Consider the following 26,280-nt stretch of genomic DNA (forward strand, 5'->3'; position numbering starts at 1 on the left):
CTCAAGCGTCCCAGAGGGCACCGAGGGTCAGCAGGTCGCTCCGGTATTCGATGCGGTCGGCCCACTCGGTCGGCCAGGCGTCCGCGCCCAGATACGCGCCCGCGAAGGCGCCCGTCAGGCAGGCGATGGAGTCCGAGTCGCCGGATGTACAGGCGGCCCGGCGGATGGCCGTCACCGGTTCGTCGACGAGGAGAAGGAAGCACAACAGGCCGGTGGCCAGGGCCTCTTCGGCGATCCAGCCCGCGCCGGTGGCCAGGCACGGGTCGGTCTCCGTCGAGACCGTGCGTACGGCGTCCTGAAGGCGGCCGAGGATCTCCAGGCACTCGTCCCAGCCGCGCGCGATGTACTCCTCGGGGGTGGCGTCGCCGGCATGGGTCCACAGGTCGCCGAGCCAGGTGTGGTGGTAGCGGCTGCGGTTCTCGATGGCGTACGACCGCAGCAGGCCGACGAGTCCGGTCGGCTCGGCGCCCTGGGCGAGCAGCCGTACCGCACGGGCAGTGAGGTCGGAGGCGGCGAGCGCCGTCGGGTGCCCGTGGGTCAGGGCGGACTGCAACTGGGCGGCGCCCGCCCGCTGTTCGTCGCTCAGGCCGGGGACGAGTCCGACGGGCGCGACCCGCATGTTGGCGCCGCAGCCCTTGGAGCCGATCTGGCTGGCGTCCTGCCAGGGGCGGCTCTCGTCCTTCAGCAGGCTGCAGGCCCGCAGGCAGGTGTTGCCCGGCGCCCGGTTGTTCTCCGGCGACTGGTACCAGTCGACGAACTCCTCGCGCAGCGGCCGCTCCAGCCGCTTCGGGGCGAGCACCCCGCGGTCCATGGCCGTGCGCAGGCCCCGGCCCAGCGCCAGCGTCATCTGCGTGTCGTCGGTGACGATCGCGGGCGTGGGCAGCCGCATCTGCCGCCACGGCCCGTGCTTGGCGAGGATCGACGGCACGTCGTCGAACTCGGTCGGGAAGCCGAGCGCGTCCCCGAGTGCGAGGCCGGTCAGCGCCCCGGTGGCTGCTTGCTTGTCGACGATGGTGGCAGTCATGCGGGACGTCCTTCCCGGGACGGTCGGAGGAGGGGCGGGTGTAGTGCGCCGGCCGGTCCGGCGCGATACAGCGCGGCGGGTTTGCCGCGGCCGCCGGTCAGCCGGGCGGCGCCGGGCACGGCCTCGACGAAGCCGGGCGTGGCGAGCACCTTGCGGCGGAAGTTGGGCCGGTCGAGGGCGGTGCCCCACACCGTCTCGTAGACGTGCTGCAGCTCGCCGAGCGTGAACTCGGGCGGGCAGAAGGCGGTGGCGAGACAGGTGTACTCGAGCTGGGCGCCGACCCGTTCATGGGCGTCGGCCAGGATCGTGTCGTGGTCGAAGGCGAGCGGCCGGGCCGAGTCGTACGGCAGCCAGCTCGCCCGCGCCGCATCGCTGCCGGCCTGCGGCTCGGGCGCGTCGGGCAGCAGCGCGGTGAAGGCGACGGACACGACCCGCATCCGGGGGTCGCGGTCGGGTTCGCTGTAGGTCCGCAGCTGCTCCAGATGCAGCCCGGTGACGTCCGCGAGGCCGGTCTCCTCTGCGAGTTCGCGCCGGGCGGCCGTCTCCGCCGACTCCCGCGGCTCCACGAAGCCGCCGGGCAGCGCCCAGTGACCGGCGTAGGGCTCCTGTCCGCGCTCGACGAGCAGCACATGCAGGGCGCCGGCGCGGATGGTGAGGACGGCGAGGTCGACGGTGACGGCGAAGGGCTCGTAGGCGTACTTGTCGTAGCCCGCCTTGTCGAAGGCCATGCGCAACCCACCCCATTAATAGTCAGTACGACTATAAAGAGGGTGGGTGCTTTGCACAAGCCCCGCGTCACAGCTCCCGGGCGAGCGCTGCCTCCTGGGCCCGCGACGGCGCGAAGGCCGCCACCACCGCTCCGACTCCCGCCGCCCCGGCCGACACCCACAGCGCCGGTGCGCAGCCGTCCAGGAAGGAGGCGGGTGAGCCGTAGCCGCCGTACCGGGTGAAGACCAGGGCGGCGACGGCGATGCCGAAGACGCCGCCCAGTTCGCGCAGGGCGTTGTTGACGCCGGCCGCGACGCCCGCGTCGCCGAGGGGGACGGCGGAGGTCACGGCGTTGGCGACGCTCGGGAAGACCATGGAGATGCCGATGCCGGCGATGATCAGCGGGACGACCAACTGCCCGTAGCCGACACCGGGTTCGACCTGCGAGGCCAGCAGGGCGAGGCCCAGCGCCTGCAGGGCCAGTCCGCCGAACATGAAGGGCCGGGTGCCGAAGCGGTCCGCGAGGGCGCCCGCGACCGGGGCGACCAGGAGTGGCATCGCGTTCCAGACGAGGACGCGCACGCCCGCCTCCAGCGGGGAGTAGCCGAGCCCGGTCTGGAAGAGCTGCGTGATCATGAAGAGGGCGCCGAGGAGGGACCCGAAGACCAGGAAGGCGGCCGCGTTGGCGACGGAGAAGCCGCGGTTGCGGAAGTGCGCGAGCGGCAGCATCGGATAGCGGGCTCCCCTGCGCTCCCAGAGGAGGAAGGCGGTCAGGAACACGATCCCGGCGGCGAGCGCGGTCAGCACCTCGGCGCTTCCCCAGCCCGCCTGCGGCGCCCGGACCGGCGCCCAGGCCAGCCCCGTCAGGCCGACGGCCGCCAACACCAGTCCCACGAGATCGAGTTGGGGCCGGGTGCCATAGCTCTCACGGAGCCTGGTGGCGGCGAACGGCAGCATCGCAAGGCCGATGGGTACGTTCAGCCAGAAGATCCACTGCCAGGACAGGCCCTCGGTGACGGCCCCGCCCAGCACCGGCCCGGCGGCCACCCCGAGCCCGGTCACCCCGCCCCACACACCGATGGCGACGCCCCGCTTCTCGGCCGGGAACGCCTCGCTGATCAGGGTCAGGGTGAGCGGCAGGAGTACGGCCGCGCCGGCACCCTGCACCACGCGGGCGCCGATGAGCTGGCCCGGGCCGCCCGCCAGGGCGGAGGCGGCCGAGCCGAGGGTGAAGACGGCGAGCCCGGCGAGGTACATCCGCCGCCGCCCGAAACGGTCGCCGAGCGCGGCGCCGGTCAGGGTCAGACAGGCGAAGACCAGGTTGTAGGCGTTGATCGTCCATTCCAGGTCCGACAGGCTCGCCCCGAAATCGGCCCGCAGGGCGGGCAGCGCGGTCGCTACGACCACGACGTCCAGGGAGCACAGCAGGGCGCCGAGCCCGGCGAGAAGGACGGTCCACACGCGTCGGTGCGGGGCCGGTTCGGCGGGTGGTTTGCGTACGGAGACACTCAGTGTGTCGGTCATGACGGGGGTTCCTTCCATGAGCTCTTGAGGTCGCTCACGGAAGGCAGACCACCCTCACCCCGGAAAGGAATCGCACCGCCCCAGAAAGGCCAGCAGGCGCGCCTCGGGCCCCGCGTGCAGCGGTACGGCCACGGGCGCGCCGAACCGCACGCCCCGGTCCGCCGGCGCCACCACGCACTGCGCCACCGGCAGCAGCTCGGCCGCCAGCGGGCCCGGTATGGGCCGGGGCCGCCCGCAGGCCTGCGCCACGTCCCATCCGTGCACGGCGATCTCCACCGCCCCCACGGCGGCCATCACCCGTACGTCCAGCGGCAGTTCGCCCACCAGCACCCGCTCCCCCGGCCCGGCCGCCCAGGCGCCGAGCACGGCACACGCGCGCGTGCGGAACGCGCAGGCGAGATCTCCCCCGGGGCGCCCCGGCGTCAGCGCGATCCGCCCGCCGGTCAGCCCCTCGTGCAGAGCGTCCAGCGAGTCGTCGAGGTGCCCGAGCAGCTCCCCCAGGTCCCACTCCGCGCACGGGGTGCCCCGCTCCAGACTCCCGGGCCCGACCCCGGCGATGCTGCCCAGCGCGTAGGCGAGCGAACGCTCCAGCAGCTCACCGCAGTTCACGACAGCACCCGCGGGAACCCGAAGCGGGCGACCTGCGCCAGGTCGATGAAGGCCGTGATGCGGGCCAGTGTGCCGCCCTGCACGGTGAGCACCTGCACGGAGTGCGCCCGCAGCACGCCGTCCACCCCGCGCACGTACATGACGACGGCCGGCTGTCCGTTCGCGCGCGTGGGCAGCATCCGGTAGCTGCCCTCCCCGTGACCCCTGGCATGCAGGAACCGCAGCACGTCCTTCTTGCCGCGGAACCACTCCAGGTTGGGCGGCATCTCCAGCTCGACGCCGTCCTGGAGGAGGTCGAGCAGCGCGTCCATGTCGGCGCGTTCGAAGGCGGCCATGTACCGGTCGAGCACCTCGCGGTCCGCGGCGCCCTCGGGCTCGACGACGAGGTCCTCGTCGGGGGCGACCTCGTCGAGCCGGGCACGCGCGCGCTGGAGGCTGCTCTTGACGGCGGCCGTCGAGGTCCCGAGCAGCGAGGCGACCTCGGGCGCCCGCCAGGCGAGCACGTCCCGGAGGATGAGCACGGCCCGCTGCCGGGCGGGCAAATGCTGCAGCGCGGCGACCAGCGCGAGCCGCAGGCTGCCGCGGGCGGCAACGACGGTCGCCGGGTCGACCAGCGAGTCGGGCAGCGGCTGCAGCCACGGAACATCCGTCGCAGGGGCCCTCAGCGGCTCCTCAGGCGCCTGTGACGGCCCGCCGAGCCCCGCGGGCAGCGGACGCCTCGCGCGGCTCTCCAGAGCCGTCAGACACGTGTTGGTGGCGATCCGGTGCAGCCAGGTCCGCAGGGACGCGCGGCCCTCGTAGCCCTCGTAGGACCGCCAGGCCCGCAGATACGTCTCCTGCACCAGGTCCTCGGCCTCGTCGACCGAGCCCAGCATCCGGTAGCAGTGCGCGAGCAGCTCCCGCCGGTACGGGTCCGTCAGCCGGACGAACTCGTCGCGGTCCGTCGTCGTAGCAGGCATGGCCATTCCTCTCGCCGGTCACGAGTACAGACCGGCGGCGGGCCGAAAACGAATCGGCCGGCCCCGGAGAAGATCCGGAACCGGCCGTTCACAGCACCCGCAGGGCCTACAGGTCGACTTCCTGCATCAGCATGCCGACCTCGGTGTTCGACAGCCGCCGCAGCCAGCCCGACTTCTGGTCGCCCAGGGTGATCGGCCCGAAGGCGACCCGCACCAGCTTGTCGACCGGGAAGCCGGCCTCGGCGAGCATGCGCCGCACGATGTGCTTGCGGCCCTCGTGGAGGGTCACCTCGACCAGGTAGTTCTTGCCGGTCTGCTCGACGACCCGGAAGTGGTCCGCACGCGCGTACCCGTCCTCCAGCTGGATGCCGTCCTTGAGCTTCTTGCCCAGGTCGCGCGGGATCGGGCCCACGATGTGCGCGAGGTAGACCTTCTTCACGCCGTACTTGGGGTGGGTCAGCCGGTGCGCCAGCTCACCGTGGTTGGTGAGCAGGATCACGCCCTCGGTCTCGGTGTCCAGCCGCCCGACGTGGAAGAGCCGCGTCTCACGGTTGGTGACGTAGTCACCGAGGCACTGCCGGCCCTCGTTGTCCTCCATGGTGGAGACGACACCGGCCGGCTTGTTCAGTGAGAAGAACTGGTACGACTGCGTCGCGACCGTCAGGCCGTCGACCTTGACCTCGTCCTTCTCCGGGTCGACCCGCTTGCCCTGCTCCAGGACGATCTCGCCGTTGACCTCGACGCGGGCCTGCTCGATCAGCTCCTCGCAGGCACGCCGGGAGCCGTAGCCCGCGCGCGCGAGGATCTTCTGGAGTCGCTCGCCCTCCTGCTCGGCGCCCGGGAAGGTCTTGGGGAGCTTGACGTCCTTCTTGCCGGCGTACCGCTCCCGGTTGCGCTCCTCGGCGCGGGCGTCGTACTCACGGGAGGTCGCGGGCGCCCAACGCCCCCGCCCGGTGCCCGGGGACTGCTTCGGGCCGCCCTTGGCCCCACCGCGCGCCGAAGCGCCGCGCCCGGACTTGGGGCCCTCCGGGGAGGCGCCGGGGCCCACGTCGTAGCGGCGCTCCTCGGGGCGGGGCTTGCTCGGCCGCCCGCCCGGCTTGTCGTCGCGGTTCTTGCCGGCGCCACGGGGGTTGCCGCGGCCCCCGCTGCTCCCGCCGCGGCCGCCGCTGTTGCCACCACGGCTCCCGCCGTTGTTTCCGCTGCTGTTCCTGCCGCTGCTGCTTCGCATCAAATTTCCGTCTTGTCGTCTGCGTCTTCCGAATCCGGAGCGTCCGGATCGAACGACGGAACCCCTTCCAGCGTCTCGGCCTCGATCGCCTCCGCCTCCGGGAGGAAGGGCGCGAGCTCCGGGAGCTCGTCCAGACCACGCAGGCCCATCCGCTCCAGGAAGTAGTTCGTCGTCGTGTACAGGATCGCACCTGTTTCGGGTTCCGTGCCCGCCTCCTGGACCAGACCCCGCTGCAGCAGGGTGCGCATGACCCCGTCGCAGTTGACTCCTCGTACGGCCGAGACCCGGCTGCGGCTGACCGGCTGCCGGTAGGCGACGACAGCGAGGGTCTCCAGGGCGGCCTGGGTGAGCCGGGCCTGCTGGCCGTCCAGGACGAAGCCCTCGACGGCCGCCGCGTACTCGGGCCGGGAGTAGAAACGCCAGCCGCCGGCGATCAGCCGCAGCTCGAATCCGCGGCCCTGCACCGCGTACTCGTCGGCCAGCTCCCGCAGTGCGTCCCCGACCTGCCGCTTGGGCCGCTGGAGGATCTTCGCGAGATGTTCCTCGGTCGCGGGCTCGTCCACGACCATGAGGACGGCCTCCAGGGCGGGCTTGAGGTCGAGGTCGGCGACGGTGCGCAGGCCTGCCGGGAGGCCGGTGGTGTCCTCGCTCACGCCTTGTCCTCCTTGGGCGGCTCGGGCGGTCGGTCGAATTCGTCGGTCACCATCGGCCGGTCTTCGCCCTCGCCGCCGGTCCAACGCACGATCAGCTCGCCGAGCGCCGTCTCCTGGTCGAGCGCGACGGCCTTCTCCCGGTACAGCTCCAGCAGGGCGAGGAATCGCGCCACGACGGTGAGGGTGTCATCGGTGTCCTCGACCAGTGCCCGGAAGCTGGCCTCGCCGAGCTCCTTGAGCCGCGCGACCACGATCCCGGCCTGCTCCTGCACGCTGACCAGCGGTGCGTGGATGTGGTCCACGTACACCTGCGGCTTGCGCTTGGGCTGCATCGCCTTCACGGCGAGCTTCGCGAAGCCCTCCGCCCCGATGCTGATGACGACCTCGGGCAGCAGTTCGGCGTGATGGGGCTCGAGTCCGACGGTACGCGGATAACGCCGGGCCTCCTCGTCCAGCCGCCGGTTGAAGATGTCGGCGATCTGTTTGTAGGCGCGATACTGCAGCAGCCGCGCGAACAGCAGGTCCCGCGCCTCCAGGAGCGCGAGGTCGGCCTCGTCCTCGACCTCGGCGGAGGGCAGCAGCCGGGCGGCCTTGAGGTCGAGCAGGGTGGCCGCGACCACGAGGAACTCGGTCGTCTGATCCAGGTCCCAGTCCGGCCCCATCGCCCGGATGTGCGCCATGAACTCGTCGGTCACCTTGGACAGCGCGACCTCGGTGACGTCCAGCTTGTGCTTGGAGATCAGCTGAAGCAGCAGATCGAAGGGCCCCTCGAAGTTGGAGAGCCTGACTTTGAAGACACCGTCACCGGGGGCGTCCTCGGACACGGCTTCCGCTTCCGCTTCCGCTTCCGGGACGACGGTGCCTGCCTCGGCGAAGGACTCGGGGGCAACGGCCACGCCGTGCTGATCGGCAAAGGATTCCGGGACTGCAGCTTGCGACGCGGGGGCCGACTCCAGGGCCACGGCCTCCGGCTCGGGGACCCATTCCCGGCCCGCAGCATCCGGCACGGGAACCGATTCCGAGGCCAGGGTCTCCGGCTCCGGGATCAGTTCTCGGGCCACGGCCTCCAGCACGGGCTCGGAGACCAACGCCCGGCCCGCAGTCTTCGGTTCAGAAACCGACTCCGGCGTCACGGCCTCCCGCACGGGCTCACGCGGCGGCTCCGCGGCCACGGCTTCCCGGTCAGGACTCGACTCCAGTGGCACGGCACCCGGCTCAGGCTCACGATCCGGCCCCGAAGCCTGGAGCTCCCGTGTGGTAACCGGCTCCGGTCCCACGGCACCCGGCTCAGGGGCACGGGCCTGCTCCGGGGACACTGCCTGCGGCTCGGGTTCACGGGTCGGTGCCGGGCCCGCAGCCTCACGCCCGGCGGCCTGCTCAGGGGCTGCCTCCGCCGCCGAAAGCTCCGCGGCGGGCGACTCCTCCGTGGGCGGTGTTGGCCGCTCGCCCCGCGGAGCGCCCGCGCCCGGGCCCCTCCCCAGCGCGCGACGACGGCCGGCGGGGGCGCCGGGGGTGGGAGCGTCGTTCGAGGTCATGGCCCCCGCAGGCTACCGCTACCGCCCGCGCAGCCGGCGTACGAGGATGCTCGCGTCCCCGCGGGACTCCAGGTCGGCCAGCACCACGGCGACCGCCTCGCGGACGATCCGCCCGCGGTCGACCGCAAGGCCGTGCTCACCGCGGAGCACCAGGCGTGCGTGCTCCAGGTCCATGAGCTCCTCGGCGGACACGTACACGGTGATCTTCTCGTCGTGCCGCTCGCGCCCGCTGGGCCGGCGCGAGGGCGAGGACCGGCCGCGCTTGCGGGGCTGGGCGCCGGTGGCGGCAGAACCTTCCTGCGCCCCCTGACGTCGCCCGGAGCGCTCCTGGCCCGCGGCACGGCTGCGGGACTCACCGGCGTCGGCCGGCTCCGGCTCCGCGGCCACGTGCTCCGGGCCCTCGCCGTCGCCGCCCTGCGCGGGCACCGACTGCGGTGCGTCCTCGGGCGACACGGCCGCGGCCGGGTCGCTCTCCCCCGCGGGCGCGGGCACACGGGCTTCGCCGTTGGCCCCCCGCCGCGGAGTGGACGGCTGGAGCGCCGTTCCCCCTGTCGTACGGAAGAGTTCGTCGGCCCCCGGCAGACTCACTCGGCGTGACACCGGGCGAGCACCTCCCTGGCGAGCTGACGGTAGGCGGCGGCGCCGACGGAGTTGGAGGCGTACGTGGTGATCGGCTCACCGGCGACCGTGGTCTCCGGGAAGCGGACCGTGCGTCCGATGACCGTGTGGTAGACGTGATCGTCGAACGCCTCGACCACACGGGCCAGGACCTCGCGGCTGTGGACCGTGCGCGAGTCGTACATCGTGGCCAGGATCCCGTCGAGCTCCAGCTCCGGGTTGAGCCGCTCCTGGACCTTCTCGATCGTCTCCGTCAGCAGCGCGACACCGCGCAGTGCGAAGAACTCGCATTCCAGGGGCACGATCACCTTGTGGGCGGCCGTCAGCGCGTTCACGGTCAGAAGACCCAGCGAGGGCTGACAGTCGATCACGATGTAGTCGTAGTCGGCCATGAGGGGCTTGAGGGCGCGCTGGAGCGTGGACTCGCGCGCGACCTCCGAGACCAACTGCACCTCGGCGGCGGACAGGTCGATGTTGCTGGGCAGCAGGTCCATGTTCGGGACCGCCGTCTTCAGGAGCACCTCGTCGGCCGCCATCCCCCGCTCCATGAGCAGGTTGTAGACGGTGAGGTCGAGCTCCATCGGATTGACGCCGAGGCCCACCGACAGCGCGCCCTGCGGGTCGAAGTCCACGAGCAGCACGCGGCGTCCGTACTCCGCGAGCGCGGCACCCAGGTTGATGGTCGACGTCGTCTTGCCGACGCCGCCCTTCTGGTTGCACATCGCGATGATCTTCGCGGGCCCGTGGTCGGTCAGCGGGCCCGGGATCGGGAAGTACGGCAGCGGACGTCCGGTCGGGCCGATGCGCTCACGGCGCTGCCGGGCAGCGTCGGGCGCGAGCGTGGCCGCGTACTCGGGGTCGGGCTCGTACTCCGCGTCGGGGTCGTAGAAGTGCCCTTCGGGCAGTTCGTCGTAGTCGGCGAGGTGGTTGTGGGGCGCGCCACTTCCGTCGCCGGCCATGGCGTTCACGTGATGGCCATCCATGCTCTTGTGTGCTGTCCGGATCACCTGGGGACCCGGGCTCTGTCGGGCTGCGAAAGTGCGCACAGCAACGGAGCCGACAGCCTCGAACCCCGCGGGACCCTGGTCCCGTACAGGCGCTCCTGGTTGACCACCCCCGGGAGAAAATGTCGACTCATTCACAAGTCGTCTTACCTCCTTGGTGACCAGGAAACTTCTAGACAGGTCGGCGTGACACCATGCCGACGGTTGGCGACTCTATGGCGTGTCGGGCGTCCGCAGCAACACAATCCGCCGGACCCGGCAGGATGTGTCGGCAATGAAACATCCCTCTGTCAAGGGCGTACGGCCGTCGCACGGCAGGTTTCGCGGGTGTGCGAATCGGTCGAAGGGTTACGTTCGAGGCGAGTTGACCTAGAGCCGCAAAGTGACCATACACACATCCGGCCGGACCTTGTCGGGCAAGGTCCGGCCGGATGTGCGCTGTTGACGACCTGTGTTGACGTATCGCCTTTTACCGAATGGTGACTTAGCGGCTCGACGACTCGCCGCTCGGCCGAGGCTCAGCCGAGCAGGCTCTCGAGCTCCACGTGCTCCATGCCGTGCGCCTCTGCGACCTCGCGGTAAACGACCTTGCCCTCATGGGTGTTGAGCCCCTTGGCGAGCGCGGGGTCGCGGCGCAGTGCCTCCACCCAGCCGCGGTCGGCGAGTTCGACGATGTAGGGCAGCGTCGCGTTGGTGAGCGCGTAGGTGGAGGTGTTGGGCACCGCGCCCGGCATGTTGGCGACGCAGTAGAAGACCGAGTCGTGGACCTTGAAGGTCGGCTCGGCGTGCGTGGTGGGACGGGAGTCCTCGAAGCAGCCGCCCTGGTCGATCGCGATGTCGACAAGGACACTGCCGGGCTTCATGCGGGACACGAGCTCGTTGGTGACGAGCTTCGGGGCCTTGGCGCCCGGGATGAGGACCGCGCCGACGACCAGGTCGGCGTCCAGGACGGCCTTCTCCAGCTCGAAGGAGTTGGACATGATCGCCCGGACCTTGGTGCCGAAGACCTTGTCCGCCTCGCGCAGCTTGTTGATGTCGCGGTCGAGCAGCGTGACGTGGAAGCCCAGGCCGACCGCGATCTGCGTCGCGTTCCAGCCGGAGACGCCACCGCCGATGACGACGGCCTTCGCGGGCTGGGTGCCGGGGACACCGCCGGGGAGCACGCCACGGCCGCCGGCCGAGCGCATCAGGTGGTAGGCGCCGACCTGCGGGGCGAGGCGGCCCGCGACCTCGGACATGGGAGCGAGCAGCGGCAGCGCGCGGTTCGGCAGCTCGACGGTCTCGTAGGCGATCGCCGTGGTGCCGGACTCGATGAGCGCGTCGGTGCACTCCTTGGAGGCGGCCAGGTGCAGGTAGGTGAAGAGCGTCTGGCCCTTGCGCAGCCGGTGGTACTCCTCGGCGATGGGCTCCTTGACCTTCAGCAGCAGGTCGGCGGCGGCCCACACCTCGTCGGCGGTCTGCAGGATCTGCGCACCGGCGGCGACGTACTCGCTGTCCGGGATCGACGATCCGACACCGGCGCCGTGCTCGATGACGACCTGGTGGCCGTGGCGCACGAGCTCATGCACACCGGCGGGGGTGATGGCCACCCGGAACTCGTTGTTCTTGACCTCGCGGGGGATGCCGACCTTCACGTCGATCACGGTCCTTGGCTCAGTGGATGTGGGGCAATACAACACATACCCAGGCATGCATGAGCACACCGGGAGACACCGCAGGAGAAGGTGCGGCAGAGCCAGTCTAATGAAGGCGTTCTCTCTGTCTAGCCTTTCATTGCATCAATCTTCGTCGGATGTACTACGGATTTCGCAGGTGTCATCTTCCTGTTTCAAGGACTCAAGGGGTTTCGGCTCCTGCTCACCGTCCTCGCGCTCCTCCCCCAGCAGCCGCTCGGCCGTGCCCCGGTGCAGCTGAGCGGAGGCGGAATCGCCCAGGCGTTCCAGCGTGTCGGCGAGGCGCAGCTGCAGCGCCGCCTGCAGCCGTACGTCCTCGGCGCGCCGCGCCCATTCCACCGCCTCGTGGCAGGTGCGCAGCGACTCCTCGGGCCGTCCCGCGTACTCCTGGACGCGCGCGAGTTCGCTCAACGCCCGGGCGTGGGAGGCGATGTCGCCGTTCTTGCGGTGCCGGGCGATCGCCGTGCGCCAGCCCCGCTGGGCCTCGCCGTAGCGGCCCGCATAGGTGTGGGCCGCGGCGATACGGCCGTAGAGCCGGGCGGCGGCCGCACGCTCGCCCCGGGCCAGGCGCTCGGCGAGGGCGCGGCCGAACCAGTCGGCGGCCCGGTCGTAGTCCCCGAGCTCCAGATGCGCACCGCCTACGGATTCCATTGCGCGGCCGCTCGCGTACGGGTCATTTGCCTCCCGTCCGGCATCCAGCGCGGCCCGATAGCGCGCCAGCGCCTCCGTCGTGCGGCCGGTCTGGGCGTCCAGGTCGCCGAGGTTCAGCAGTGCCGCGGCCTTCTCGCGGGGCAGATCCCGCCGCTCGGCCACATCCAGGACGAGCCGGTGGATGCCGTACAGGTCGGGGGCGGCGGCCCGGGTGCCGAAGTGCGCGACCATGGCCTTGACCAGCTGGGACATCAGACGGCGGGCGAGGGTGTCCAGTTCCCCGTCCGCGACGGCCAGCCGGGCCGCGGCCAGCAGTGCGGGCCTTCGCAGGCGCAGCCACTCCTCGGCGGCCCGGGGGCTCGGGAAGCGCACGGCGCGCGGCATGCCCTGGAGCTTCTCGCGCGCCTCGGGGCTGTCCGTCTCGGTGATCACCCGGCAGGACTGCAGCAGCCGTACCGTCCGCTCCAGCATGCGGGCGCGGGCCAGCTGCAGCTCGCCGGGGCGGTCCTGGCTCTGGGCGAGCGCCTTCAGAAGGGGGTGCAGACAGCCCGGCACCTCGTACTGCGGCAACGGCGAGTCCGCGGCCCGCAGCAGGCCGAGGGCGACGAACTCGTCCAGGGCGGCGTGGGCGTCGCCGACCGAGCAGCCGGCGAGCGAGGCCGCGGTGTGCGGGTCGACCAGGCCGGCCGGGGCGAGGGCGAGCAGTCGCAGCATCCGGGCGGAGGGCGCGGGCAGCGAGGTGTAGACGAGCCCGAAGACCCGGCTGAGGGGTGTGCCCTCACCCTCCGTGTGCAGATGCTTGGCCAGGTCGGCGACGGCCGCCTTGGGGCGGGCGGCGAGCCAGCCGCCCGCCAGCGTCAGCGCGGCCGGGTGGCCCTGGCACTCCTCGACCAGGCCCTCGGCGGCACGGGGGTCGACGGTGATGCGGACCGAGCCGGTGTGCCGGGTGAGCAGCTCCAGGGCGGACTTGGTGTCGAGACCGCCGAGAGTGCACGGGCGCACGTCGGAGATACCGGTGAGGGGACCGCTCGACACGGCCACCACCAGGCAGTCCGGCGTGTCCGGCAGCAGGGCGTCCACCTGCTCGGCGTCCGCCGCGTCGTCGAGCAGTACCAGGGCCCGGCGGTCGGCGAGGGCGGTGCGCAGCGCCTCGGCCAGGTCGTCGGCGGCGGCCCCGGCGGGGGTGGGCAGCTTCAGCGCGGCGAGCAGTCCGCGGGCGGTCTGCCCGAGGGGGACGGGCGTGCCGTCGGGCTCACTCAGCCGCGCCCGGAGCACCCCGTCGTCGTAACGGTCCGCAACCTGCCGCACCAGTTCCTCGGCGAGGGCGGTGCGTCCGGAACCGGGCCTGCCCGCGATGAGCAGTACGCGCGCGCGTGGGGCCTTGCGGCCGGAGAGGGTGTCCAGGCCCGCCCGCTCGATGTCGGCGCGGAGTTCCTTCAACTCCCTTGTACGGCCCAGGAACCGGCTCTCGTCAGCAGCGTGCCCCGACAGCCGTACACCGTCTGTGTTGACCGTCTGATCCGTCACGGGCCACACTCCCGTCCCACCGCACGCGCAAGCCCGCCGGGACTCCGGTACCGGGCATCAACAGAGCCTAGTTCACGCTCTGCAACGATCCTGGCGGAGCGCGGCGGGCACGTCCCCCGATCGGATCAGCCGATCGTCACACCGGTGCGGTAGGGGTCGCGTTCAGGACTCGAAGGGACGCGCGGGCCACGGCGCCTCTGCGGGGCGCAGTGCGTCGAGCCCGTCCCTCTGCTGTGCGGCGATCAGCGAAAGGACGCCCACGACAAGGCAGTTGTTGTGCAGCTCGCCCGCCAGGACGCCCCGTACGAGCTCCTCGACGGGCACCCGCTCGAGTTCCATGTCGGCCTCTTCGTGCTCGACCTCGAAGCGGTCGCCCTCGGCCTCGGACAGGTCACGGGCGAGGAAGATGCGTACGGCCTCGTCGCAGCCGCCGGGGGTGGTGTAGACGTCGGTCAGCACACGCCAGTCCTCGGCCTTGACGTGCGCCTCCTCGTACAGCTCGCGCTGGGCGGCGTGCAGGGGGTTCTCGCCGGGCACGTCGAGCAGGCCGGCCGGGATCTCCCACAGCTTGTGGCGCACGGGGTGGCGGTACTGGCGGATGACCAGGACCCGGCCTTCGTCGTCGAGGGCGAGGACGGCGACCGAGCCGGGGTGGACCTGGTAGTCGCGGCGGGCCACATGTCCGTCGGGCATGACCACGTCGTCCGTACGCACGGAGGTCTTGTTGCCCACGAAGGGGGTCTCCGTCGCCCGGATCTCCCACTCCTCGGAGGTGTCCTTGATCGTCATGCCCTGTCCTTCCGCACGCTTTGCCACACACGCCGAGTGAAACGGGGCGCTCACCTTTTGAATGCGAGCGCCCCGGCCACCGTACAACTGGTGTGTTACTTGGAATTCTTCCGCTCGACCGAGGCCTTCACCAGACCCGCGAACAGCGGGTGCGGCCGGGTCGGGCGGGAGCGCAGCTCGGGGTGCGCCTGGGTCGCCACCAGGTAAGGGTGCGTCTCGCGCGGGTACTCCACGTACTCGACGAGCTTGCCGTCGGGCGAAGTGCCGGAGAACAGGATGCCGGCCTTCTTCTCCAGCTCCCCGCGGTAGGCGTTGTTCACCTCGTAGCGGTGCCGGTGGCGCTCCTCGACGTACTCCTTGCCGTCGTAGACCTCGCGCACGATCGAGCCCTCGGCCAGCTTGGCCGGGTACATGCCCAGCCGCATCGTGCCGCCCATGTCGCCCTCGCCGGCGACGATGTCGAGCTGCTCGGCCATGGTGGAGATGACCGGGTGGCCGGTGGCGGAGTCGAACTCCGTGGAGTTGGCGTCGGTGATGCCGGCCAGGTTGCGCGCGGCCTCGATCACGATGCACTGCAGGCCCAGGCAGAGGCCGAGCAGCGGGATCTTGTGCTCGCGGGCGTACTTGATCGCGCCGACCTTGCCGAGCACACCGCGGTCGCCGAAGCCGCCCGGGATGCAGATGCCATCGACGTCGCCGAGCTGCGCCGCGGCGCCGGCCGGGGTCTTGCAGTCGTCGGACGTGACCCACTTGATCTTGACGCGGGCCTTGTTGGCGAAGCCGCCCGCCCGCAGCGCCTCGGTGACCGAGAGGTAGGCGTCGGGCAGGTCGATGTACTTGCCGACCAGCGCGAGGGTGATCTCGTGGTCGGGGTTGTGGACGCGGTCGAGCAGGTCGTCCCAGGTCCGCCAGTCCACATCACGGAACGGCAGGTCCAGCTTGCGGACGACATAGGCGTCCAGGCCCTCGCCGTGCACGGTCTTGGGGATGTCGTAGATCGAGCGGGCGTCGGGGCAGGCGACCACGGCGGCCTCGTCGACGTCGCACATCAGGGAGATCTTGCGCTTGATCGCGGTGGGGACCTCGCGGTCGCAGCGCAGCACGATGGCGTCCGGCTGGATACCGATGTTGCGCAGGGCCGCAACCGAGTGCTGGGTCGGCTTCGTCTTCAGCTCTCCCGACGGGCCGATGTACGGCAGGAGGGAAATGTGGACGACGAAGACGTTGTCACGGCCGACCTCGTGGCGGACCTGGCGGACCGTCTCCAGGAACGGCAGCGACTCGATGTCGCCGACCGTACCGCCGACCTCCGTGATGACGACATCGACCTCGTCGGTCGCCATACGCCGGATGCGGTGCTTGATCTCGTTGGTGATGTGCGGGATGACCTGCACGGTGTCGCCCAGGTACTCGCCGCGCCGCTCCTTGGCGATCACCGTCGAGTAGACCTGGCCTGTAGTGACATTGGCGGAGCCGTCCAAGTCACGGTCGAGGAAACGCTCGTAGTGTCCGATGTCCAGATCGGTCTCGGCGCCGTCGTTGGTGACGAACACCTCACCGTGCTGGAAGGGGTTCATCGTGCCCGGGTCGACGTTCAGGTACGGGTCGAGCTTCTGCATCACGACCCGCAGGCCCCGCGCCTTGAGGAGCATGCCCAGGCTGGAGGCGGTGAGGCCCTTGCCCAAGGAGGAGGCGACACCCCCGGTGACGAAGATGTGCTTGGTCGTCGTGGCTGTGCTGCTTCGGAAAGCAACGGGCGGCATGGCCAAAGGGGGGCTCCCGTGGTCGCGGTCTGGGGTGCTGTGCGGCTGCCGACCGGAGATTTCCGGGGGTGCCGTCGCTGCGGTTCGGGGGTTTCGTGCCCACCGGTCCACGGGCTACCAGGGTATCAGCGCCCGGAGGAGATGGCTTCCGGCCACGCACCACACACGAGTCACCACAGACCCGCACGGTCCTTCGCGTTTCTCACCCGTTGCTCACCCGTTCGGCCTATTCGGGTTGCCCGGAGCGGCACGCAGATCATCTACGTGCGTCGTATCCTGCTCGGACACTCGCTGCCGAGCCCGGCCGGGTACACGTCACCACCCCCGCACGTGATGACCGGAACAACGAGAGCTCGTCAGTTCGTTGAGTATCAATTGTCGTTTTGCCACACGGCCAGGACGACTGCTTTGCTTCACCGCTCAACGACGCATTACAACGACCCCTTGACCGCACTAGCGACAGCCCCCTTTTCGCGGGGGTGACGTGGCCGTTCGACTGGAGTTGCACGTGGCCGGGCGCATCGAAGACTACGCACTCATCGGAGACATGCAGACCGCCGCCTTGGTCTGCCGGGACGGCACAGTGGACTGGCTGTGCCTGCCCCGCTTCGACTCGCACGCCATCTTCGCCGGCCTGCTGGGCACCGAGGAACACGGCTTCTGGCGGCTCGGCCCCGCCCACGCCTCCGACGCCCAGCCGCCCACCGCGGCCCGGCGCAGCTACCGGGGCGACTCCCTGATCCTGGAATCCGAGTGGGACACCCCGCGCGGCACGGTCAGGGTGACCGATTTCATGCCCCCTCGTGACGGCGCCCCCCAGCTGATCCGCATCGTCGAGGGTGTCTCCGGCCGCGTCCCGATGCGCTCGGCCCTGCGGATGCGTTTCTCGTACGGCCGGGTCGTGCCGTGGGTGCACAAGCACGACGGCCGCACGGTCGCCGTGGCCGGCCCTGACTCGGTCTGGTACGACACCGAGTGCGAGACCTACGGCAAGTCGCTGACCACGTACTCGGACTTCACGGTCGCTCCCGGTGACCGGATCGCGTTCACCATCTCGTGGGAGCCCTCGCACAAGCAGCCGCCGCCGCTGCCGGAACCGGAGGCCTCGCTGGAGGCGACCGAGGACTTCTGGCGCGAGTGGGTCGAGCACTGCACGTACCACGGCCCGTACCGCGAGGCGGTGATCCGCTCGCTGATCACGCTGAAGGCCCTGACGTACGCCCCGACCGGCGGCATCGTCGCCGCCCCGACGACCTCCCTGCCCGAGGACATCGGCGGCGTCCGCAACTGGGACTACCGCTACACCTGGCTGCGCGACGCAGCGATCACCCTGTCCTCGCTGCTGCGCACCGGCTACCGCGAAGAGGCCCGCGCCTGGCGCGAGTGGCTGCTGCGGGCGGTCGCCGGCGACCCCGAGAACCTGCAGATCATGTACGGCATCGCGGGCGAGCGCGAGCTCGGCGAGGCGGAGCTGGACTGGCTGCCGGGTTACGAGAACTCCGCGCCGGTGCGGGTGGGCAACGGCGCCGCCCACCAGCTCCAGCTGGACGTGTACGGCGAGGTCACCGAGGCCCTGCACCTGGGCCACATGACCGGCCTGGCCCGCAGCGACTACGCCTCCCTGCTGCAGCTCAAGCTGATCCGCTACCTGGAGCAGCACTGGGACGAGCCGGACGAGGGCATCTGGGAGGTGCGCGGTCCGCGCCGCCACTTCGTGCACTCCAAGGTCATGGCCTGGGTCGCCGTCGACCGCACGATCAAGCTGATCGAGTCCGGCGACGCGGACGGCCCGCTGGAGCGCTGGCGCGAGCTGCGCGACGACATCCACCGGGACGTGTGCGAGAAGGGCTACGACAAGGAGCGCAACACCTTCACGCAGTCGTACGGCTCGAAGGAGCTGGACGCCTCGCTGCTGCTGATCCCGCAGATGGGCTTCCTGCCCCCCGACGACAAGCGCGTCATCGGCACCATCGAGGCGATCCAGCGCGAGCTGTCCACGCCGGACGGCTTCATCCTGCGCTACCCGACGGAGGGTTCCAGCGAGGGCGTCGACGGCCTGCCCGGTGACGAAGGGGCGTTCCTGGCCTGTTCGTTCTGGATGGCGGACGACCTGGCGATGATCGGCCGCGTGGACGAGGCCCGCAAGCTGTTCGAGAAGCTGCTCGCGCTCCGCAACGACCTCGGGCTGCTCGCCGAGGAGTGGGACCCGCGCCGCCAGCGCCAGGTCGGCAACTTCCCGCAGGCCTTCAGCCACGTCCCGCTCATCGACACGGCACTGCGCCTGACGGCCTCCGGGGCGTACGGCGGCTGAACAGGACCGCCGAGCCGCGCCCGCCTACGCTGGATCCATCAGCCCCTGTACGGAAGGGGGCGCCCCATGGCTTCCCCATCGAAGGCGGGCGCGGCCCTCGCCGCGCTGCGTGAGGATCTGGTCGGCGATGTGTTCGCCCCGGGGGATGTCGGCTACGACGAGGCCCGGGCGGTCTTCAACGCGCTGATCGACCGGCGGCCGGCGGTGATCGCGCAGTGCGTGGACGAGGCCGACGTCGTGCGGGCCGTGCGCTTCGGCCGGGAGCTGGACCTGAAGATCGCCGTGCGGGGCGGCGGGCACAGCGTGGCGGGTATGGCGGTGAACGACGGCGGGCTGGTCGTGGACCTGCGCCATATGCGCGCCGTCAGCGTCGACCCCGCGGCCGAGGCGGTGCGCATCGCGGGCGGCGCCACCATGAGCGACCTGGACCGCGCGACCGAGCCGTACGGCCTGGCGACCACCGGCGGCCGGGCCTCCACCACCGGCGTCGGCGGCTTCGTCCTCGGCGGCGGCACCGGCTGGCTGGACCGCTGGTGCGGACTGGCGGTCGACAATCTGCTCGGCGTCGAGCTGGTCACCGCCGACGGCGAGCGGATCCACGCGAGCGCCGACGAGAACCCGGAGCTGTTCTGGGGCCTGCACGGCGGAGGCGGCAACTTCGGCGTCGTCACCGCACTGACCCTGAAGTTGCACGAACTGCCCGTGTTCTCCGTCGCGTTCGTGATGTACCTGCCGGCCTTCGGCCGCGAGGTGGTGCGCACGTACCGCGAGATCATCACGGCCGCCCCGGTCGAGGCGTCCGGGATGGCCGTGTATGTCACCGGCCCGCCGGCCGATTTCGTGCCGCCCCAGCTGGTCGGCCGTCTGATGTGCGGCGCGCTGCTGACGTACGCGGGTCCCGAGGAGGACCTGCGCAAGCTCGCCGAGCCGCTGCTGGCGCTGCCGCACGAGGCCGAGGTCGTCGGCGCCATGCCGTACGCCGAGGTTCAGTGCCTGCTCGACGATCCGCCGGGCCTGCGGAACTACTGGTCCGCGGATTACCTGACGGGCCTGCCCGACGACCTGGTGGACGTCTACTGCGCCCGCGGCGAGGCGATACCCGTGCCGACGGGCGTCCAGTACGTGCTGCTCCCGCAGGGCGGCGCGATCGCGGACGGTCCGCACGAGTACCCCGTGCCCTATCGGGACGCGCCGTGGGCGGTGCACCCCTTCGGCATCTGGCAGGACCCGGCGGACGACGAGCGGTGCCTGCGGTGGGTGCGGGACGTGCGCGACGACGTCCGGCCGTGGAGCACCGGCGCCGTCTACCTCAACTTCATCGGCGACGAGGGCCCCGAGCGGGTGGTCGCCGGTATGGGTGCCGAGAACACCCGGCGGCTGGCCGAGCTGAAGCGGCGCTACGACCGGGACAACGTCTTCCGCTTCAACCACAACATCAGGCCGGCCTGAGGGCCCGCGGCCGAACGCCGTCGTGGGAGTCCCCGACGCGCGAAGCCGAGCGTGGAGCGTATGCGGCGGCGGGCGCGCGCCAGGCAGCGACGCCGGTACGAGCGCGATCTCGTCCAGGCCGGCCTCGGCACAGGCGTCGATACGGGCGCGTACGGCATCGGGATCGCCGACCAGACCCGACCGTGGCCGGCACGGTCAGATACCCGGCCACACTCTTACCTGAGTGTGGGTCTCCGGCTCCGGGTCGACGGCTGCGTACGACCCGCTTTCTCGACCGCCGCGAGCAGCTTGGCACGCAGTTCGCGCACCTGCTCGGTGGTGACGACGTCGAGCAGCATGCGGTCGGCGTGCGAGTACGGCCGCGGGGGCGACCGCCCGTCCGGCGACGGCGACGACGCCCGCGGCACCGCGAGCGAGGGTGTACGGGCCGTGCACGGACACGGGACGAGCCCGGCGGTCAGCCCGACCCCATCGGCCCGGCCTTCGGGGCCCCACCCCCGCCCGAAGATGTCCCGGAGGCACCCGCGCGGGTAGCGTCCGACTCATGGACAGCAGTACGGGCAGCGGTACGAGCAGCAGATTCGACACGCACGGGGCCGGGATCACCGTGCAGCGGGCGCTGGAGCTGCCCGGTCTGCGCAGCGGGCTGCCGGAGGTCCTCGCGGGCGCCGACCGGCTGCAGCGCACCGTGCGCTGGGTGCACGCGGGCGAGGTGCCGCACATCGCCTCGCTGCTGAAGGGCGGCGAGCTGCTGCTGACCACCGGCTACGGCCTCGGCACCCGGCCCGCCGAGCAGCGGGCGTTCGTCCGCACCCTGGCCGAGCGCGGTATCGCGGCCCTCGTCGTGGAGCTCGGCCCGCGCTTCACCCGCCTGCCCGCCGCGCTCGTCGACACGGCACGCGCGGCCGGGCTCCCGCTGGTCCAGCTGCACCGCGAGGTGCCCTTCGTGACGGTCACGGAGGAGGTCCACACCGAGATCGTCAACGGCCACTACGCGCTGCTGCAGCGGGCGGAGGAGGTGCACCGCCGCTGTACCGAGGCCCTGCTGGGCGGCGGCGGGGTGCCCCAGGTGCTGGGCATCCTGGCCGGCTTCAGCGGCAACCCGGTCTTCCTGGAGACGACGGACGGGCAGCTGCTGTACGCCGCCGGGGCCGGCCCCGAGGGCGCGGACCCGCTCCAGGTGTGGGAGGGGCTGCGCAGCCAGCACAAGGACGCCCCGCCGCCGTCGGGGTCGGTGCTCGTGGACGTGCCCGGGGGCGGCCCGGGGACGGGTTCGGTACGGGCCCGCCTGGTCCTCCTCCCCGTACGGGCCCCGCTGGCCCCGGTGCACCGCATCGCGGCCGAGCGGGCGGCGGGCATCCTTGCCGTCGTCCTGATGCAGGCCCGCCAGGAGGAGGAGCTGGCGGCGCGCGGCCGCGGGGACTTCCTCACCGACCTCGCCGAGGGCCGTATCGCCGCGGAGGACGCGCCCGCGCAGGCGCGCGTGCTGGGCTTCAAGCCCGGCAACAGCCCGCTGCTGCCGGTGGTGATGCGGCTGGGCGACACGCTGTCGCCGGGCGGGGGCTGGGCGGTGCTGGCACGCGCGGTCGCCGAGGAGCTGGCCTCGGTGGGGGTTCCGGTCCTGTTGGGTGTACGGCCTGTCGAGGGCCGGGTGCCGTTGCTGCTCGGCCTGCGTGCGGAGGCGGAACGGTCGGCGGTCGCGGACCGGGTCGCGGCGGCGCTGCGGGCGGGCGTGGAGCGGGCCGGGATGCACCGGCCGGGAGCGCAGCCACCCGTGGTGGTCGTCGGGGTCGCGGGCGGCTGGGCGGCTGCGTCGGCGGGCCTGAGGCACGCGGCCGAGACGGCGACGGCGGCGCAGGGCCTGACGGACCGCCCCTGGTACGACGCCCGCCGCCTCGACATCGACCTGCTCCTGTGGCGGCTGCGCGACCACCCGGACCTGGCGGCCTTCGTGGACCGTGCGATCGGCCCGCTCCGCGACCACGACAACCGCTCCAGGCCGCCCCTTCTGCCCACCCTGGAGACGTACCTGGCGCACGCGGGCCGCAAGGCGGAGACGGCCCGCGAACTCCACCTCAACCGGCAGACCCTCTACAACCGCCTGGCCCGGATCGGCGAGTTGCTCGGCACGGACCTCGACGACCCGCAGACGGTACTGGCGTTGAGCCTGGCACTGCGAGCACGCCGGCACGCCTCCTAGGGTCCGCCGCTCAGGCGAGCGGCCGGTGCTGGGTCAACTCGTCGTAGACGCTGAGCACTTGGGCGACGGTCTCGTCCTCGGTCGGCCAGGTGGCGGCCTGCCGGATGCCCTTCTCCCTGAGCAGCTCACGGCGCTCCGGATCGCCGAGGAGCCCGGTGACGGCGTCGGCGAGGGCCTCCGCGTCCCCGTACGGGACGAGTTCGGCGGCGTCGCCGACGAGTTCGGGGATGCCGCCGACGTGGGTCGCGACGAGCGGCACGCGCGCGTGCAGCGCCTCCTGGGCGAGCACGGAACGCGATTCCCAGCTGCTGGGCAGCAGCGCGAGATCGGCGGCGGCGAGCAGCGCCCGCACGTCGTCGCGCCGCCCGATGAGCCGGACGGGCAGCCCTTCGTCCTCGATACGGCGCTGCAGAACGGCCCGCAACGGCCCCTCCCCCGCGATCACGACGAGCGGCACGGGGTCGAGTCGCCGCCACGCGCGCGTGGCGTCCAGCAGAGTGTCGTAACCGCGGTGACGGTCGAGGGAGCCGACGGCCATCAGCAACGGGCGGCCGGTGGCGCCCAGTTCGGCCCGGATCTTGGGGCTCGGGCGGTCGGGATCCTCCGGCTCCGCGGCCGGACGCGGACCGGGCAGCGCCACGGCGGCCAGCCGCGCGTCCCGCGCCCCGGTCCGGCGGGCCCGGTCCACGAGGTCCGAGGAGGTGCCGAGCACCACGGTGGCGGCCTTCACGACCCGCCGCTCCAGGAGGCGCAGCAGATGGGCGCGGGCTCCTTCGGCGTGCGCGCGGTTGTGCCAGGTGACGACGAGGGGGGTGCGCCGGCCGCTGAGGGCCAGCGCGGCACGGAAGGAGGCGTGCAGCCCATGCGCGTGCACCAGGTCGGCGTCCTTGCACGCCTCCCGCAGCGCGGTCACGGCTCCCGGGTCGCTGCTGCGCGGCACATGCACGTGCTCGGCGCCGGTCCCCGTGAAGTCGTAGGCGCGATCGGCCTCGACGGGGGCGCACACGGTGACCCGCACGCCCCGCGCGACAAGGCCAGCCGCCAGCGAACGCACATGCGCGCTGCTGCCGGCGTTGCCGCCGCCGAGCACCTGCACGGTGCGCAGCGGCGCCTGACCGTGCGGAGAGTGGCTGCTCACGGGGCTCACGTGGCCGGGGCTCCTGGTTCGGCGTCGGGCGGTCACGAAGAAAGTACAGAAGGATCCAGCGGAGGGGGTGTACCGCGCGGTTTCCTCCACGTACTACGCCAAGGATGCCAGGACGTACGGCTGTTCCGACAACGCGGAAATGGCGGGAAACCACAGGAAGCGCCCCGGAACAGGGTGAGGAGTCACTCACACGGGTGAGGAAGCGGTGGTTCCGGAGCCGGCGCCCAGCACACGCACACCCCTGCGCCACGACCGCGCCGCCCCGCTCACCCTGTCGCCGTACACCGCAGCAGCCACCAGGGCCGCAGCATGGGCGAGCAGCCCGGTGCGCCCGTTGCCCGCGACCACGGCCGCCCCCAGGGCCGCACCCAGGGCGTGCGCGCCCGTGTCGCCGAGCATCGCGCGCTCACCGAGGTCGTCGGGCAGGACGGCCGCGGCGGCGCCCATCGCGGCGGCCGCCAGTTCCGCACCGGGCCCCGGGCGCAGCAGTCCCGGCGTCCCGAACGCGATCACTGTTCCGGCAGCCCTCCCCGGAGCCACGTCCACGAGGTTGACGAAGTGCGCGGCCCCGGCGATCACGACTCCGGCGAGCAGCTTGTCGAGCGGCCGTTCCTTGAGCACCGCCCCGGCGGCCAGCCCGGCCGCCGAGATCCCGAACAACTTGACGGCGCCGCTGGTGACTTCGCCGTCCCGGAGAGCGGTGAGGTGCGCCCTGAACCCGCGCCGGGGGTCACCGGCACCGGCGACGTCGTCGTAGGCCCCACAGGCGCCGGCGGCCAGCACGGCGAACCCGGCGGCGGGCCGGACCCTCCCGGCCGCGAGCGCGACACCCGCCGCGGCCGCCGGTCCCGCGTACAACTCGACCGTACGACCGGCGTAGTTCTTCCGCCGCCACCGGTCGGCGTCACCGGGTGCCGCCTTCCGCAAAGCGGCCATTCCCGCGCGCGTGACGCCGGCCGCCGAGGCGAACGCGGCCTTCCTGCTCGTACGACTGATCATGGCTTCACCCTACGAGGCCGTTGTCAGCGCACCTTCAGGGCAAAGGGCGAGCGCCCCGCCCCCGTCGCTACCCGTCGGCCCTGGCGGTCGCCAGCAGTTCCTCCGCATGGGCCCGAGCGGTCTCGGAGTCCTCCTGGCCGGCGAGCATCCGGGACAGCTCCCGCACCCGCTCCTCGCCCTCGAGCACCTTCACGCCGGACCGTGTCACGGACCCGTCGTTGGTCTTCTCGACCAGCAACTGCCGGTCGGCGAAGGCTGCCACCTGCGGAAGGTGGGTCACGACCACGACCTGCGCGGTCTTCGCGAGCTTCGCCAGCCGCCGCCCGATCTCGACCGCCGCCTTGCCGCCGACACCGGCGTCGACCTCGTCGAAGAGGTACGTCGGCACGGGATCCGTCCCGGCGAAGACGACCTCGACGGCGAGCATCACGCGCGAGAGCTCACCACCGGACGCGCCCTTGGCGATGGGCCGGGGCGGTGCTCCCGGATGCGGGGCCAGCAACAGCTCGACCTCGTCGACGCCGGACGGCCCGTAGGCGACCACACGTCCGCCGACCTCCACGCCCTCCGGGTCCTCGGCCTGCCGGATGTCGAAGGACACACGCGCGTGCGGCATCGCGAGCGAGGCGAGCTCCGCCGTCACGGCGGCCGCGAACCGCTCCGCCGCCTCCGCCCGCGCATCCGTCAACGCCTGTGCCAGCCCGCCCAGTTCGGTCCTCAGCGCGTCCCGCTCGGCGGTCAGCTCGTCGATCCGCTCGTCGTCGCCGTCCAGCTCGGTCAGCCGCGCGGCACTCTGCTCGGCCCACGCGAGCACGGAGTTGATGTCCTCCCCGTACTTCCGGGTCAGACCGGTGAGCGCAGCCCGCCGCTCCTCGACCGCCGCCAGCCGCAGGGGGTCCGCGTCCAGGTCGTCGGCGTACCCCGCCAGCTCCCCGGCGACGTCACCCAGCAGGATCCCGATCTCCCCGATCCGGTCGGCGAGCGCGGCCAGCGCCGGATCGTGCGACCGCACGGCGTCCAGTGCGCGCTGGGCGCCCGCCACGAGCGTCGCGGCGTCGATGCCCTCGGGATCCTCCGGATTGCCGGCGAGGGCAGCATGCGCGGCCGTGGCGGCGGACGACAGGGCCTCGGCGTGCCCGAGCCGCTCGGCCTCCTCCGCCAGTTCCACGTCCTCCCCGGCCCGCGGCTCCACACCCGCGATCTCGTCGAGCCCGTACCGCAGCATGTCGGCTTCCTGGGCCCGCTCACGGGCGCGCGTGGTGATCTCTTCCAGCTCCACGGAGACGGCCCGCAGCCGCCGGTACGCCTCGCCGTACTTGGCGAGCGGCCCCGCGACGGCATCCCCGGCGTACCGGTCGAGCGCCTGCCGCTGCCGGGACAGCTTCAGCAGCCCCTGCTGGTCGGTCTGCCCGTGCACGGCGACGAGATCGTCGGCAAGATCGGCGAGCAGCCCCACGGGCACGCTCCGCCCGCCCACATGCGCCCGCGACCGCCCTTCGGCGGAAACGGTACGGCTGATCAGCAGCGCCCCGTCGTCGAGCTCGGCCCCGGCCTCCTCGGCGCGTACGACGGCCGAGGCGCCTGCGGGAACGGCGATCCGCCCCTCGACCACGGCCTTGTCGGCCCCGATCCGCACCAACGCCGGATCCGCCCGCCCACCGAGCAACAACCCGAGGCTGGTGACCACCATGGTCTTACCCGCACCCGTCTCACCGGTGACGGCAGTGAACCCGGGCGACAGCTCGACGACCGCATCGTCGATGACTCCGAGCGACCGTATCCGCATCTCTTCCAGCACGGCTACGACCTTACGAGGTCAGCACCGGGAAGTGCGACGGCCCCCGTCCCGGTTGTGTGAAGGTGCAGGTGACGAATGCCCATCGACGGCACATTGTCACCCGGGCGAGTG

21 protein-coding genes are annotated in these 26,280 nt (G+C 72.0%); 3 read left to right on the plus strand and 18 right to left on the minus strand.

The window, feature by feature from the left end; translation table 11 throughout:
* Position 1 precedes the first annotated feature (1 nt).
* The 14 genes from IH68_RS0142990 to IH68_RS0143055 all read right to left on the minus strand — a co-directional run bounded on the left by IH68_RS0142990 (position 2) and on the right by IH68_RS0143055 (position 16,265).
* Positions 2 to 1,024 carry an ADP-ribosylglycohydrolase family protein gene (locus IH68_RS0142990; RefSeq protein ID WP_030947511.1) on the minus strand — a complete coding sequence of 341 codons (1,023 nt, stop codon included), beginning with the start codon at positions 1,022 to 1,024 and terminating at the stop codon, positions 2 to 4.
* Positions 1,021 to 1,752 carry an NUDIX hydrolase gene (locus IH68_RS0142995; RefSeq protein WP_030947512.1) on the minus strand — a complete coding sequence of 244 codons (732 nt, stop codon included), beginning with the start codon at positions 1,750 to 1,752 and terminating at the stop codon, positions 1,021 to 1,023. Before IH68_RS0142995 ends, IH68_RS0142990 begins: the two co-directional genes overlap by 4 nt.
* A 67-nt stretch (positions 1,753 to 1,819) precedes the next feature.
* The gene (locus IH68_RS0143000) at positions 1,820 to 3,256 is read right to left on the minus strand and encodes an MFS transporter (protein WP_030947513.1); all 1,437 of its coding nucleotides are present in this window, start codon (positions 3,254 to 3,256) and stop codon (positions 1,820 to 1,822) included.
* 54 nt (positions 3,257 to 3,310) lie between these two features.
* Entirely contained in the window at positions 3,311 to 3,865 is a 555-nt protein-coding gene (locus IH68_RS0143005; RefSeq protein ID WP_030947515.1) for a TIGR03086 family metal-binding protein, read from the minus strand.
* On the minus strand, positions 3,862 to 4,824 hold the full coding sequence (locus tag IH68_RS0143010) for a sigma-70 family RNA polymerase sigma factor (RefSeq protein ID WP_030947518.1): 963 nt from the start codon (positions 4,822 to 4,824) through the stop codon (positions 3,862 to 3,864). The genes IH68_RS0143005 and IH68_RS0143010 overlap by 4 nt, the downstream gene beginning before the upstream one ends.
* 106 nt (positions 4,825 to 4,930) lie before the next feature.
* On the minus strand, positions 4,931 to 6,052 hold the full coding sequence (locus IH68_RS0143015; protein WP_030947521.1) for a pseudouridine synthase: 1,122 nt from the start codon (positions 6,050 to 6,052) through the stop codon (positions 4,931 to 4,933).
* Positions 6,052 to 6,705 carry an SMC-Scp complex subunit ScpB gene (scpB, locus tag IH68_RS0143020; protein ID WP_030947529.1) on the minus strand — a complete coding sequence of 218 codons (654 nt, stop codon included), beginning with the start codon at positions 6,703 to 6,705 and terminating at the stop codon, positions 6,052 to 6,054. The genes IH68_RS0143015 and scpB overlap by 1 nt, the downstream gene beginning before the upstream one ends.
* Positions 6,702 to 7,667 carry a segregation and condensation protein A gene (locus IH68_RS0143025; protein ID WP_420719035.1) on the minus strand — a complete coding sequence of 322 codons (966 nt, stop codon included), beginning with the start codon at positions 7,665 to 7,667 and terminating at the stop codon, positions 6,702 to 6,704. Before IH68_RS0143025 ends, scpB begins: the two co-directional genes overlap by 4 nt.
* 591 nt (positions 7,668 to 8,258) lie before the next feature.
* Positions 8,259 to 8,840: a hypothetical protein gene (locus tag IH68_RS0143030; RefSeq protein WP_078912868.1), complete on the minus strand. Its 582-nt coding sequence runs from the start codon at positions 8,838 to 8,840 to the stop codon at positions 8,259 to 8,261.
* The gene (locus IH68_RS0143035) at positions 8,825 to 10,000 is read right to left on the minus strand and encodes a ParA family protein (RefSeq protein ID WP_078912869.1); all 1,176 of its coding nucleotides are present in this window, start codon (positions 9,998 to 10,000) and stop codon (positions 8,825 to 8,827) included. Before IH68_RS0143035 ends, IH68_RS0143030 begins: the two co-directional genes overlap by 16 nt.
* A 380-nt stretch (positions 10,001 to 10,380) precedes the next feature.
* Complete coding sequence (gene ald, locus IH68_RS0143040) at positions 10,381 to 11,505, minus strand: alanine dehydrogenase (protein WP_030947540.1); 1,125 nt, start codon at positions 11,503 to 11,505, stop codon at positions 10,381 to 10,383.
* A 135-nt stretch (positions 11,506 to 11,640) separates the two neighbouring features.
* Positions 11,641 to 13,713: a tetratricopeptide repeat protein gene (locus IH68_RS0143045; protein WP_030947541.1), complete on the minus strand. Its 2,073-nt coding sequence runs from the start codon at positions 13,711 to 13,713 to the stop codon at positions 11,641 to 11,643.
* Positions 13,714 to 13,875: 162 nt separating this feature from the next.
* Positions 13,876 to 14,502 (minus strand): NUDIX domain-containing protein, encoded by a 627-nt coding sequence (locus tag IH68_RS0143050; RefSeq protein WP_030947543.1) that lies wholly within the window; start codon positions 14,500 to 14,502, stop codon positions 13,876 to 13,878.
* Positions 14,503 to 14,597: 95 nt separating this feature from the next.
* A complete protein-coding gene (locus IH68_RS0143055; RefSeq protein ID WP_030947545.1) occupies positions 14,598 to 16,265 on the minus strand; it encodes a CTP synthase in 1,668 nt (555 codons plus the stop codon).
* A 508-nt stretch (positions 16,266 to 16,773) separates the two neighbouring features.
* On the opposite strand from IH68_RS0143055, the gene IH68_RS0143060 reads away from it, so the two are divergent.
* Entirely contained in the window at positions 16,774 to 18,576 is a 1,803-nt protein-coding gene (locus tag IH68_RS0143060) for a glycoside hydrolase family 15 protein (RefSeq protein WP_030947548.1), read from the plus strand.
* 66 nt (positions 18,577 to 18,642) lie between these two features.
* Complete coding sequence (locus IH68_RS0143065) at positions 18,643 to 20,025, plus strand: FAD-binding oxidoreductase (RefSeq protein WP_030947550.1); 1,383 nt, start codon at positions 18,643 to 18,645, stop codon at positions 20,023 to 20,025.
* Between the two features lie 215 nt (positions 20,026 to 20,240).
* On the opposite strand, the gene IH68_RS59280 is transcribed toward IH68_RS0143065, so the two are convergent.
* Entirely contained in the window at positions 20,241 to 20,363 is a 123-nt protein-coding gene (locus IH68_RS59280) for a hypothetical protein (protein WP_267883785.1), read from the minus strand.
* Between the two features lie 206 nt (positions 20,364 to 20,569).
* Here IH68_RS59280 and IH68_RS0143075 point away from each other — a divergent pair, with 206 nt between their 5' ends.
* On the plus strand, positions 20,570 to 22,225 hold the full coding sequence (locus IH68_RS0143075) for a PucR family transcriptional regulator (protein ID WP_030947553.1): 1,656 nt from the start codon (positions 20,570 to 20,572) through the stop codon (positions 22,223 to 22,225).
* A 10-nt stretch (positions 22,226 to 22,235) separates the two neighbouring features.
* On the opposite strand, the gene IH68_RS0143080 is transcribed toward IH68_RS0143075, so the two are convergent.
* The 3 genes from IH68_RS0143080 to recN all read right to left on the minus strand — a co-directional run bounded on the left by IH68_RS0143080 (position 22,236) and on the right by recN (position 26,157).
* Complete coding sequence (locus IH68_RS0143080; RefSeq protein ID WP_030947556.1) at positions 22,236 to 23,372, minus strand: glycosyltransferase family 4 protein; 1,137 nt, start codon at positions 23,370 to 23,372, stop codon at positions 22,236 to 22,238.
* Positions 23,373 to 23,558: 186 nt separating this feature from the next.
* On the minus strand, positions 23,559 to 24,371 hold the full coding sequence (locus IH68_RS0143085) for a hypothetical protein (protein ID WP_051834005.1): 813 nt from the start codon (positions 24,369 to 24,371) through the stop codon (positions 23,559 to 23,561).
* Between the two features lie 67 nt (positions 24,372 to 24,438).
* The gene (gene recN / locus IH68_RS0143090) at positions 24,439 to 26,157 is read right to left on the minus strand and encodes a DNA repair protein RecN (protein WP_030947560.1); all 1,719 of its coding nucleotides are present in this window, start codon (positions 26,155 to 26,157) and stop codon (positions 24,439 to 24,441) included.
* Positions 26,158 to 26,280: the final 123 nt, after the last annotated feature.

This window comes from Streptomyces sp. NRRL S-646 (genome assembly GCF_000720765.1).
GTDB lineage: Bacteria > Actinomycetota > Actinomycetes > Streptomycetales > Streptomycetaceae > Streptomyces.